We start from the raw sequence: 11607 nt of genomic DNA, 5'->3' as shown, positions 1-11607 counted from the left end.
GATGGCTATGTTGACACGTGACGATCTGATGTCGCTGGAGGAGTACGCCAAACAGCGCAAGGAGTTCCGCGCCAGAGTGCTGGAACATAAAAAACCGCGCAAGGTGAATCTGTCCGATCATGCGACGCTGTATTTCGAAGACAAGCTGACCATGCAATATCAGATTCAGGAAATGTTGCGGGTCGAGCGTATTTTTGAGCTGGAAGGGATTAAGGACGAGCTGGATGCCTATAACCCCTTGATTCCGGATGGCACCAATCTCAAAGCCACCTTCATGATCGAATATGAAGATGAAGAGGAGCGTAAAAAGGCGCTGTCCCGGCTTATCGGTGTCGAGGACAAGGTCTGGGTCCAGGTTGAAGGCCAGGACAAGGTGTACGCCATTGCCGATGAAGACATGGAGCGGGAAGATGAGACCAAGACCTCGTCCGTGCACTTCATGCGTTTCGAGTTCACCCCGCCGATGATCGACGCCGCCAAAAACGGTGCGGCAATCAACATGGGAGTCGATCACGAAAACCTGACAACCAGTATCACCGTCAGCGACGACACCCGCAAGGCACTGGTATCCGACTTTCAGTAACGCTGTCGGCAATCCGAAAAAAAGCCCGGCCAGTAATGGCCGGGCTTTTTTGTGTCTGAAGAATTCATTATCTCTCGCAGAGACGCCAGGGCGCAGAGAAAAAATAAAATGCTTGTCTTTGCGGCTCTGCGTCTTTGCGAGAGTCAAAGTGTCACAACCCGGCCGTGCAATCCGTAGGTCAGGTTGCGCATAGCGCTACCTGACACTCTGCCAGGATGAGTGTCACGCAGGCTGTCGCCAGCGTGACCTACGTGATTGAAGAATAGATTATCTCTCGCAGAGACGCCAAGGCGCCGAGAAAATAATATGTTTGTCTTTGCGCCTCAGCGTCTTTGCGAGAGTACCGGAGTGACTGCTCAGAACTGCAATCCCATCTGCACAAAGCCGGACACGTTGTTGTCATTGCCCATGACCGCGGCGTCCACCTGCAGACCCAGAATGTTCACCCCCAGCCCGGCGGAGAGCCGATCATCATCGGCGCCGGTGACATCGGCGGTATTTTTCACATAACCGGCACGCAGCTTGAGGGTGTTGAAGGCATCAACCTCGAGACCGGCGGCCAGCATCTGTGTCTTGTCGCTGCCGGCGACCAGCGGATCGTTTTCCTGCAGATCGTAATCCACGGCTACGGTAATGACATCGCCGTTATAGGCCAGGCCGGCGCGGGTCTGGGGTTCAATCTTGACTGTCCGATTGCCCGAAGTGGTATAGGTTTGTTCGCTGATATTGCGCATTACCACCCCGACCTGCCAGCGGCTTTCATCCCCCAGTTTGTAAACCAGGCCGATGTCGACATTCACGCTGCCGCCGTGATCCTTTTCACCTTCTTCGGTCGCGGCGTCGATCACATCACCCAGATCGTCGACATTACGCAGCAGAACCGAATCAGAGTCGTAGGAAGTGACCGACTGGGATTTTGGGGTGACGCCGACAGACAGGCGGCCGAACTGACGCGCCAGGCTGACGCCCACTTCGGTGACCTCCAGGCCGACCAGATCGATGGTGGAATCGACACCGTTAGTGCCGGCATATTCTACACCGCTGTTGGCCTGAATATACTGGTTGGTGCTGACGGCCCCGGCCCATTTCTCCGCCGAGAAGCCGACATTCACGGCGCCGTTGCCCAGTACATCGAGCCGCTTGCCGTCGGCCCGGCTGGCGGCGGCATCCATGTTGGCAAAATCACTGGCATCATAGGCGTCACTGAAATCCTCGATATCCTCCAGCAGGTTCTGGTTATCGATGGCCTGGATCCCGAGCCCGGCGGTGAGAGAAAAATCGTCCTCGAAGCGCTGCGCGGCCAGCATGGCCGGGTTGGTGAAGGGGGCCGAGGCGATATTGCTGCTGGCCACGCCGGTGGTGCCCATCCCGGCCGAACGGGCCTCGTAGGTGGCAAAGGGCAGGGCCGTGGCATTGAGACTCAAACCCAGTAGTGAAGCGATCAGCAAGGGGCGTGTGAATGTCGTCATTTTTATCTCCCGTGTGTGCGACAAAACCCTGTAACGGTGACAGGGCAGCAAAAAATACATGGTTATGCCGATTTTTTGTTATTATCGGGCGCTGATTAAATTGCTTTAATAATTAATAGATTACGAGCCACTCGCCATTGCAGCCAGAAATCATTCCACGTGCCGAGCATTCCGTCTCCCGGGCCGATATCAGTGAATATGCCCTCAAGGTACTCTATCGCCTGAAAAAGGCCGGTTATGCGGCCTATCTGGTGGGCGGCGGGGTACGCGATCTGCTGCTGCGCCATCGGCCCAAGGATTTCGACGTGGCAACGGACGCCACGCCGGATGAGGTCAAAAAGCTGTTTCGCAATTGCCGCCTGATCGGCCGGCGTTTTCGTCTGGCGCATGTGCACTTTGGCCGGGATATCATCGAAGTAGCCACTTTCCGGGCCCAGCACCGCGACGGCGATGAAGACGGTGTAATGACCGACGGGATGATTCTGCGGGATAACGTGTTCGGTTCGCTGGAAGAGGATGCCTTCCGGCGCGATTTTACCGTCAACGCGTTGTATTACAATATCGAGGATTTTTCCCTGGTCGATTACACCGGCGGGCTGACTGATCTGGAACAGCGCCGATTGAGGATGATCGGCGATCCCGGCGTACGCATTCAGGAAGATCCGGTTCGCCTGCTGCGGGCGCTGCGTTTTGCTGCCAAACTGGGTTTCAGCCTTGATTCGCAGCTGGAACAGCAGTTTGCCCTTCATGGCGAGCGCCTGCTGGATGTGCCCCCGGCGCGACTGTTCGAGGAAGTGCTGAAACTGTTTATGAGCGGCTACGGGATCCGGGCGTTCGAACTGTTAGTGCACTACAATATATTCCGCTACCTGTTCCCGCAGACGGCCGGCCTGATGCAAGCCGATGACGGTTATACCCGGCGCTTTATCGAGGCCGGTCTGCTGAATACGGATCGCCGAATTCAGGATGACAAGCCGGTCACGCCGTTCTTTTTGTTTGGCGTATTGTTGTGGCCGGTGGTCCGCCAACAGGCACAGCGTTTACAGGAACAGGACGAGAGCGAACTGCAGGCCCTGCAACAGTCGGCCGGCGAAGTGGTACAGGAACAGAATCGCCACATTACCATTCCCAAACGGTTTGGTCTGCCGATGAAAGAAACCTGGCTGATGCAGGCGCGTCTTTCGCGGCGCCAGGGCAAGCGGGCAGTGCGCTTGCTGGAGTCTCCCCGGTTTCGTGCCGGCTATGATTTTTTGTTGCTGCGCCACCAGGCCGGTGAGCCGTTACAGGAATTGTGCGACTGGTGGACACAGTTTCAGGAAGCCGACGAAAAAAACCAGCGCGAGATGCTGCAGGCAGTCTCTCCCGGCAAGAGCAAACGGGGTCGGCGGCGCCGGAAAAAACGCACATGATCACCACGTATATTGCCCTGGGCAGCAACCTCGGTGATCCGCTCGCACAGGTGAGTCGGGCCATAGCGGAGCTGGACCGGATGGAAGGGACTACCTTGCTTGCAGTATCCCCCCTGTATCGATCCCGCCCGATGGGGCCGGCCGAGCAGCCGGACTATATCAATGCCGTGGCGGCGCTACAGACCCGGCTTTCTCCCCATGCCCTGCTGGACGCCCTGCAGGCCATTGAGCAGGCCCATGGACGGCAACGCGGAGTACAACGCTGGGGGCCCCGGACCCTGGATCTGGATGTGTTACTCTATGGCGAGGAAACGATCAACGATCAACGTTTAACCATTCCGCACCCGGGGATCAGCAAGCGGGCGTTTGTATTGTTCCCGTTGCAGGAGATTGTGACGCCGGATTTTGTTATTCCGGGTCACGGATCGCTGCAGTCGCTATTGCCAGGGGTCGCGGCGGATCGGCCGGAGCGTCTGCCAGATGCGTGATAGCGGTTCTCTCAGTTACATTGTGGTGGAAGGGCCGATCGGGGTGGGCAAGACTACCCTGGCGCGACGCATGGCAGAGTCTTTCGGCTCGGACCTGGTTCTGGAGGGGGCGGATGAAAATCCGTTTCTGGAACGCTTCTATGACAACCCGCGGGGGGTGGCGCTGCAAACCCAGCTGTTTTTCCTGTTTCAACGGGTGCGCCAGATCCAGGAACTGCAACAGAGCGATATGTTCGCCCCGGTCAGGGTAGCAGACTTCCTGATGGAGAAGGATCGGTTGTTCGCCGAGCTGACCCTGGATGCTGAAGAATTCAAACTCTATGATCAAGTATATCAACACATGGCCGTGAGCGGCCCGCAACCGGATCTGGTGGTCTATCTGCAGGCCCCGGTGGAAGTTCTGCGTAAACGCATTGCCGAGCGCGGTCGTCCTTACGAACGCAGTCTGGAACCCAACTATCTGCATCGCTTGAGTGAAAGTTACATGGCATTTTTCCATGATTACCATGCATCGCCCCTGTTGATCGTCAATGCTGCCGAGATCGATTTTGCCAACAAGGCCCAGGATTACGAATTGTTGCTGGATCAGATCAGCAAGATTCGCAGCGGTCGCCATTATTTCAACCCCGGACCTCTGGAATTATGAGTCCAGCCAGTGAACCAGCGTTAACGGTCGAAGATTTACGCGTCATGAAACAGCGTGGCGAGAAGATCGCGGTTCTGACAGCCTATGATGCGAGCATGACCTCGCAGTGCGAACAGGCGGGCGTGGATGTATTACTGGTAGGCGATTCGCTGGGGATGGTGGTCCAGGGCCATGACTCCACGCGAGCGGTAAATATGGCGGACATGATTTATCATACCTCCCATGTGGCAAGGGCCCGGCAGCGGGCGCTGCTGATCGCCGACATGCCGTATCAAAGTTATGCCCATGACGCCGGAGCGCTGGAAAATGGACGGGCCTTGCTGGGCGCCGGTGCCGACATGGTCAAACTTGAAGGCGGTGGTCCACTACTCAGTCGGATACGCCATCTGGTCGACAACGGGGTGCCCGTATGCGGTCACCTGGGGTTATTGCCCCAGTCGGTAGTCGGGCCGGAGGGTTACAGGGTTCAGGGACGCGAGGCCGAGGCGGCCCGACAGATGATCGAGGATGCCCTGGCTCTGGAGCAGGCCGGTGCCGCGTTGCTGGTTCTCGAATGCATTCCCCGGCAACTGGCGATCCAGATCACCGAATCGGTCTCCATTCCAACGATTGGCATTGGTGCCGGTGCCGGCTGCGACGGCCAGGTGCTGGTGATCTATGATTTACTGGGCATTACCCCGGGTAAGCGACCGCGTTTTGTGCGCGATTTTCTCCGTGAAGCGGGGCCGGGCAAGGGCATTCAGGAGGCGATTGCGGAGTACGTGCGTCAGGTTAAATCCGGCGAGTTTCCGCAACCGTCACAAAGCTATCAATAACGTACAAGTACCCGGAGGTCGAGATGAAAAAATTACTCATCGTTTTAACACTGGTTGTTTTGCAGGGTTGTACCTGGGTCAAACTGGATTCGGCCGGTGATCAGGTCAGAGTGGTGGAAAAGCAGCATGTCCAGAACTGCGAGCGTCTGGGCAAGACCACTGTGTCGGTCAAGTCCACCGTGGCCGGCATAGAACGCAAGCGTGAGGCGATGCAACAGGAACTGGAAATCCTGGCCCGCAATAACGCGGCGGATATCCAGGGGGACACGATTGTCGCTATCTCCGACATTGAGGATGGCCGGCGGGTCTATGATATTTACCGGTGCAAGCAGGCTGAATAAACCGACCAGGCCGGTTTCCCTGTTCGTATCCTGGCGGAGTATTTCGATATGCAGGTTTTTGATCAGGTCCGCGATATGCAACAGCACAGTCTGTCGTGGCGCGCCGCCGGCTGGCGGATCGCCTTTGTACCGACCATGGGTAACCTGCATGAAGGACATGCGGATCTGGTACGCGAGGCCGCACGCCGGGCCGATAAGGTCGTGGTCAGTATCTTCGTCAATCCGCTGCAGTTTAATGATGCCGCGGATTTTCAGCGTTATCCCCGTTCCCTGAACGATGATCTTCTGACACTGTCAAAGTTGAACGTGTCAGCGGTTTTTGCGCCCGACGAGCAAGCCATGTATCCGGAAGGACGTGAGTCGGTGACCCGTGTTGAGGTGCCCGGATTGACCGAAGAACTGGAAGGTAGACAACGTCCCGGCCACTTTACCGGTGTCGCGACTGTGGTAACCAAGCTGTTTCAGGCGGTGTTGCCGGATCTGGCGCTGTTTGGCGAGAAGGATTACCAGCAATTGCTGGTGGTACGCAAACTGGCGGCGGATTTGAATTTGCCGCTGGAGATTGTCGGATGGCCGACGCGGCGTGAACCGGACGGACTGGCCCTGAGTTCACGCAATCAGCAGTTGAGCGTGGACGAGCGAGAGCGAGCCCCGCAGCTGTTTGCCGCCCTGCAGCGGGTCGCTGAGCAGGTTCGGGGGGGGCAGGGTCCATTCTCGGCCCTGGAAAGCAAGGCCCGGGAGCAACTGGTCGCCGCGGGTTTCGTGCCCGAATACGTCAGTATTCGCAGCGCGACCGATCTCCGGCTCCCTGTCGCCGGCGAACCGCTGGTGGTGCTGGGAGCCGCCCGGCTGGGGACGCTGCGGCTGATTGATAACCTGCGAATTTGAGGCAGTCAGGCAAAAGCGGCGGGAGCCGTCAAGTCAGCTGTGTAAAAACACCTTATAAAAGAAGATCTTGGCTGGTAGGAAGGCCGGGTTTGGCATGCTAAAATAGGAAATCCCCAAACGCGTCTCGTAGTGATAGAGGAACAGTTGGAACATGATTACCACCATGCTGAAGGCCAAACTGCACCGGGCCCGGGTGACTCACTCGGAACTGGAGTATGAAGGTTCCTGCGCCATTGACGGCAAATTGCTTGAGATTTCCGGTATCCGCGAATACGAGCAGATCGAAATCTACAACGTCACCAATGGCGAACGTTTTACTACCTATGCGATACGCGCTGAAGATGAGTCCGGTATTGTCTCCGTCAACGGTGCCGCGGCTCACAAGGCCAACCCCGGTGATGTGATCATCATCTGCGCCTACGTTGGCCTGGATCAGAAACAACTGGTCAGCTACAAGCCCAGGCTCGTTTATCTCGACGAAAACAACGATATCACCCACACCCGCAACACCATTCCCGTTCAGGTCGCCTGATCTTACGTTGCTATTATACCGTTCTCGCTCCACAGGTTATTTCGATTATCAGAAATTCACCTGGCGTTTGAGCAGGTACTAGTTACTAGCGGCTAGTAACTAGCCGCTAGTAACTGTAGGTCAGGTTGCGCGCAGCGCTACCTGACAAGCGCAAGTAACTGCCTCCAACAAAAAGCCACGCAGGCTATGCCAGCATGACCTGCAAAACTTTTATTCTCTTCTCCAGCGCACTGGAAAATAACGCAGAGGGTCGCTCCCGGCTTCCTGCCTCCCGCGACATTACTACGTCCCTGTACGTCACGCGGAGACACAGAGAACGCAAAGAAGAATATATAATCAATATGATTGATCGTCCTGTCTGTGGAGCATGGTTCTATCGGTGATATTGTCCATAAATGAATGATCAATGATAACTCATCGTTCTCTGCGTTCATTTCTGGCGAGTCAGAAAAAAGTTAACTACCGAAGGTTCAAGGCATTGGTTTTCAGTGAGCAGGAAAACAGCCTTTAATAAACTGTTTTAGGGTAGGGTTGCCCGTTGGCAGCTTGCATTGGCTTGCACTTAAAGGTAATGTTTTGAAAAGTGGCTGGTGGAATGCTCACTATCCTGAAAACGACACCGGTTTACCCCGCGTCGTTCATTATATAATAACGATATAACTCAAGATGACATAGAGCTGTAAGGAGAATGGTATGTGTAAAATGATGAATATTGCAAAAAACGGAATGGTTTCAGCTGTACTTGCTACGCTGTTTCTGGGTCAGAGTGCCCTGGCGGGGTCGATTGATGCGGAACACAAAGTGATCATTCAGGTCAGCACGGATGATCCCCGTACCCAGAAAATTGCCCTGAATAATGCGGCAAATCTGCAAAAAGCGTACGGAATGGATAATGTTGATGTGCAGATTGTCGCCTATGGGCCGGGACTCGGCCTGCTTTCCAAAAACGGCGATAATGCCGATCGGGTTGAAAGCATGGCAATGCAGAATATCAACTTCAATGCCTGTGCCAATACCCTGGCCAAGATCGAAAGCAAAAAAGGTAAAAAGCCTGCCCTGGCCAAGGGTGTCGAAGTGGTTCCCGGTGGTGTTGCCCGGATAGTCGAACTGCAGGAACAGGGCTACGCCTACCTCCGTCCGTAAGCTTGTTAGCAAGAAACTTGATCATGCAAAGGGCCGGTTTACCGGCCCTTTTTATTTTGAAAACTCTCAACGCAGAGGCGTAGAGGACGCAAAGAGATAATTTTTAATGTTGAGTTTTGGATTTTTAATCATGATGCTACGGTATTGATTCAATACTCAGTACATATCTCCTGTTACGAAGACTATTATCACTGTAATCTGGCGACTGTCGGAAATATTGCGTGGGACATATTATCTCTCGCAATGACGCAGAGCCGCTGGAAATAAAATAGTGTATATTTCTCTGCATCTTGGCGTCTTTGCGAGAGTAAATAATTAATGTTTTCTTCTCTGCGTTCCTCGGCGCCTCTGCGTTGAATATCTTGTATTAACCAGTATTGCGCATTCCCGCGGCGATGGCGTTGATGCTGCGCAGTAGCGGGTTGAGCCACTGGTTACGTTCTTCCTCGCTGAACGTTTCATCGCGAAAACGTTCGATAAGGATGCGCTGGATCTGGTTGAGGGGATCCAGGTAGGGGTTACGGCGTTTGAGTGAGAGAGCGAGATTGGGTGTTTCGGCCATCAGTTCCTGCAGGCGAGCAGCTTCGAGAACGCGCAGGCGGGTGCGGTTATATTCCCCGTTGATCATGTTGTAAATAGTTCTGGCAGTATCCGGATCTTTGCACAGGCTGGCATAGTCCTGGGCGATATGCATGTCACCCTTGAACAGGGACATCTGGGTATTGCTTAACAAAGCGCTGAAGAAAGGCCAGTTCCGGTACATCTCCTGGAGTTTTTGCAGTTTCTCCGGGCTGCGACCGACCCATTTCTCCAGTGCCATGCCGATGCCGTACCATGCCGGGATAGTATGGCGAGACTGGGCCCAGCCAAAGACCCACGCGATGGCGCGCACCGATTCCTTGGAGCGATCGGTTTTCTTGCGGTGCGAGGGGCGCGAGCCGATGTTAAGCAGTCCGATCTCCGATACCGGGGTGGCTTCGTAGAAATAATCAAGGAAGCCGGAGGTATTATCGGTCAGTTCCCGATAGTGTTTTTCGCCGGTCGCGGCCAGTTCCGCCATGATATCCAGATATTCGGGATTGTCCGCCGGCGGTGGTTCGATCAGGTTGCGGCTCGCCTTGAGCAGTCCGGTGATACCCATGGTCAGCTCGTAAACGGCGGTTTCCTGGTTGCTGTATTTATAAGAGAGTACTTCACCCTGTTCGGTGAACTTGATCTCGCCGTGTACGGTGCCGGTCGGTTGGGACAGGATGGAATCGTGGGTCGGACCGCCGCCACGTCCCATGGTGCCACCGCGACCGTGGAACATACGCAGCTTGATGCCGCGTTGCTGGGTCAGGGCCGTGATCTGTTGTTGCGCCTGATACAGGTTCCAGGTTGAAGCAAGAATCCCCCCGTCCTTGCAGGAGTCAGAGTACCCCAGCATGACTTCCTGGGTATTTCCGGAAGCATTGAGCAGTTCGGTGTAGGTCGGGATATCCAGCAATCTGTTCATCACAGGTTCGATATGAGCCAGATCGTTGACGGTTTCGAACAGCGGAGAGATATGAATATGGCAAAAAGGGACTTCGTCTTTGTAACCGGACAGGCCGGCCAGCCAGCCGAGGAACATGACTTCCATCACGTGACTGGCCTGGTGGGTCATGGAAATGACATAGGTACCGAAGGCATGCGGGCTGACTTCCTCCCGCAGCCGGGCCATGACCTGAAAGACTTCGACAGTCTCGCTACTCGTTTCCGACAAGGGCTCGAGGTCAACTTGCGGTGCGCTATCCTGGCGGATCAATTCGGCCAGTTTGTTCAGCCGGCCATTTTCGTCCAGGGCTGAATAATCGCTGCCGTCCAGCTGGTGAATGACTTCGCTGACGGTGTCAGTATGTATGGTCGATTCCTGGCGAATATCCAGGTGGGCCAGATAAAACCCGAAGGTTTCCACCAGGCGGATGAGGTTTTGCAGTTCACCGTCGGCGATGATCGCGTCGTCGTGACTGATGAGCGAATCGCGAATCAGATAAAGATCCGCCAGTAATTCGTGCTCGTTGACATAGCCGCACCCCAGGCCAACGTGCTCGGCGTCGTCAATACGAGATTGCAGCTTGTCCAGTGTGGCCAGCAGACGCTTTTGCATGATGAACAGCTTGCGACGATAGGGCTCCTGCTTGAAGCGACCCGGGTTATCGGTATAGATGTGTGGATAACGTTGTTCGTCCTGCTGCAGACTGTCATTGAACGCAGTATTCGGCTCGCACAACTGCGAGGAGTGGGTCAGGGTGCGGGTCAGGCCCCGTACCCGTTCGAAATATTCTTCCACCGCGGCCCGGGCCATCATGTTGACGGCCTTGATGGTCGTCTGCGGCTTGACGAAGGGATTCCCATCGCGATCGCCACCAATCCAGGAACCGAAGCGAATAAAGCTTGGTACGCTGACACCGTGGTCGGTGCCATAAATATGGTTAAGAGACTTTTCCAGGTTGCGGTAAGTATCGGGCACCGCGTCAAACAGGGACTCCTTGAAGTAATACAGTCCGTTTTTGACCTCATCGAGGACCTGCGGTTTGTCTACCCGCACTTCATTGGTCTTGTAAAGAATACGAATGTGACGGCGTAGCTTTTCGTGAATCTCTTCGCGCTGGTTGAGGGTCAGTCCCGGAATATCCAGCTCTTCACTGATGACGAAGATCCGACGCAATGCCTCGAGGATGGTCCGGCGCTTGGCTTCTGTCGGGTGAGCGGTAAAGACCGGAATATAGGCCAGGCGATCCAGCAGGGTCTGGACCTGCCCCGGTTCGATACTGTCGCCTTTGAGCTCCTTTAATATAGCGTGATAGGAGCCTTTCCACTTGGGACCGGTCTTGCCGGCGTCGCGCCGGCGCAGGCGATGCTGGAAGGATTCTTCGGCAATATTGACCAGGCTGAAATAGATGGCAAAGGCCCTCACCACATGGGTCAGGGTATCGGCGTCCAGTGTGGCGGTGTACCTGGCCAGTTTGTGCCGTTTTTTCGGATTGTCCACGTTGCGCAGGCTGATATGGCCCTTGCGCAGGGTTTCCACTGCATTGAAGACCTTTTCCCCGGCATGTTCCTGCAGAATCTGCCCGAGGATATTGCCAAACAGTTTAACCCGGGAACGTAACGGTTTGTCGTTGACAGGCCGTTTGCCGGTCTGAAGACGGGTCCCGTCTTGCGAGGAAGTTTTTTCTGCCGTCATATCCGCTGCTTGTGTATCGGTTGCAAAATGACCGCACATTATAGCCGTCAAAGCGGTGAGTGTGTTCCTTGACGTAATATTTTCT

General features: G+C 55.1%; 11 protein-coding genes. 9 read left to right on the top strand and 2 right to left on the bottom strand.

Annotated elements, in window-relative coordinates:
• Nucleotide 1 precedes the first annotated feature (1 nt).
• On the top strand, nt 2-583 hold the full coding sequence (locus R6U90_RS07550; RefSeq protein WP_410352060.1) for a DUF3501 family protein: 582 nt from the start codon (nt 2-4) through the stop codon (nt 581-583).
• Nucleotides 584-939: 356 nt separating this feature from the next.
• Here the strand turns inward: R6U90_RS07550 and traF are convergent, their stop codons facing one another.
• Nucleotides 940-2052, bottom strand: a complete 1113-nt coding sequence (traF, locus tag R6U90_RS07545) for a conjugal transfer protein TraF (protein WP_410352059.1) — start codon at nt 2050-2052, stop codon at nt 940-942.
• 137 nt (nt 2053-2189) lie between these two features.
• Between traF and pcnB the strand changes: the two genes are divergently transcribed.
• From pcnB to R6U90_RS07505, 8 genes are all read left to right on the top strand, one after another.
• Nucleotides 2190-3461, top strand: a complete 1272-nt coding sequence (pcnB, locus tag R6U90_RS07540) for a polynucleotide adenylyltransferase PcnB (protein WP_410352058.1) — start codon at nt 2190-2192, stop codon at nt 3459-3461.
• Nucleotides 3458-3949, top strand: a complete 492-nt coding sequence (gene folK, locus R6U90_RS07535) for a 2-amino-4-hydroxy-6-hydroxymethyldihydropteridine diphosphokinase (protein ID WP_410352057.1) — start codon at nt 3458-3460, stop codon at nt 3947-3949. Before pcnB ends, folK begins: the two co-directional genes overlap by 4 nt.
• On the top strand, nt 3942-4595 hold the full coding sequence (locus R6U90_RS07530; RefSeq protein ID WP_410352056.1) for a deoxynucleoside kinase: 654 nt from the start codon (nt 3942-3944) through the stop codon (nt 4593-4595). Before folK ends, R6U90_RS07530 begins: the two co-directional genes overlap by 8 nt.
• Complete coding sequence (panB, locus tag R6U90_RS07525) at nt 4592-5410, top strand: 3-methyl-2-oxobutanoate hydroxymethyltransferase (RefSeq protein WP_410352055.1); 819 nt, start codon at nt 4592-4594, stop codon at nt 5408-5410. The genes R6U90_RS07530 and panB overlap by 4 nt, the downstream gene beginning before the upstream one ends.
• Before the next feature lie 23 nt (nt 5411-5433).
• Complete coding sequence (locus R6U90_RS07520) at nt 5434-5751, top strand: DUF4156 domain-containing protein (RefSeq protein WP_410352054.1); 318 nt, start codon at nt 5434-5436, stop codon at nt 5749-5751.
• A 48-nt stretch (nt 5752-5799) separates the two neighbouring features.
• On the top strand, nt 5800-6639 hold the full coding sequence (gene panC / locus R6U90_RS07515) for a pantoate--beta-alanine ligase (protein ID WP_410352053.1): 840 nt from the start codon (nt 5800-5802) through the stop codon (nt 6637-6639).
• A 151-nt stretch (nt 6640-6790) separates the two neighbouring features.
• Entirely contained in the window at nt 6791-7171 is a 381-nt protein-coding gene (gene panD, locus R6U90_RS07510) for an aspartate 1-decarboxylase (protein WP_410352052.1), read from the top strand.
• 702 nt (nt 7172-7873) lie between these two features.
• Complete coding sequence (locus R6U90_RS07505) at nt 7874-8314, top strand: DsrE family protein (protein WP_410352051.1); 441 nt, start codon at nt 7874-7876, stop codon at nt 8312-8314.
• 367 nt (nt 8315-8681) lie between these two features.
• Here the strand turns inward: R6U90_RS07505 and ppc are convergent, their stop codons facing one another.
• Nucleotides 8682-11522 carry a phosphoenolpyruvate carboxylase gene (gene ppc / locus R6U90_RS07500; RefSeq protein WP_410352050.1) on the bottom strand — a complete coding sequence of 947 codons (2841 nt, stop codon included), beginning with the start codon at nt 11520-11522 and terminating at the stop codon, nt 8682-8684.
• Nucleotides 11523-11607: the final 85 nt, after the last annotated feature.

The organism is Thiohalophilus sp., from assembly GCF_046483665.1.
Lineage (GTDB): Bacteria > Pseudomonadota > Gammaproteobacteria > UBA6429 > Thiohalophilaceae > Thiohalophilus.
The sequence above is the reverse complement of the archived record's forward strand: the minus strand, read 5'-3'. Positions and strand labels throughout refer to the sequence as shown.

Bases quoted from the DNA above. Each gene is read 5' to 3' on its own strand.
- panD (WP_410352052.1), top strand. From the start codon at position 6,791: ATGATTACCACCATGCTGAAGGCCAAACTGCACCGGGCCCGGGTGACT.
- traF (WP_410352059.1), bottom strand. From the start codon at position 2,052: ATGACGACATTCACACGCCCCTTGCTGATCGCTTCACTACTGGGTTTG.
- panC (WP_410352053.1), top strand. From the start codon at position 5,800: ATGCAGGTTTTTGATCAGGTCCGCGATATGCAACAGCACAGTCTGTCG.
- R6U90_RS07520 (WP_410352054.1), top strand. From the start codon at position 5,434: ATGAAAAAATTACTCATCGTTTTAACACTGGTTGTTTTGCAGGGTTGT.
- R6U90_RS07505 (WP_410352051.1), top strand. From the start codon at position 7,874: ATGATGAATATTGCAAAAAACGGAATGGTTTCAGCTGTACTTGCTACG.
- folK (WP_410352057.1), top strand. From the start codon at position 3,458: ATGATCACCACGTATATTGCCCTGGGCAGCAACCTCGGTGATCCGCTC.
- panB (WP_410352055.1), top strand. From the start codon at position 4,592: ATGAGTCCAGCCAGTGAACCAGCGTTAACGGTCGAAGATTTACGCGTC.
- ppc (WP_410352050.1), bottom strand. From the start codon at position 11,522: ATGACGGCAGAAAAAACTTCCTCGCAAGACGGGACCCGTCTTCAGACC.
- R6U90_RS07550 (WP_410352060.1), top strand. From the start codon at position 2: ATGGCTATGTTGACACGTGACGATCTGATGTCGCTGGAGGAGTACGCC.
- R6U90_RS07530 (WP_410352056.1), top strand. From the start codon at position 3,942: ATGCGTGATAGCGGTTCTCTCAGTTACATTGTGGTGGAAGGGCCGATC.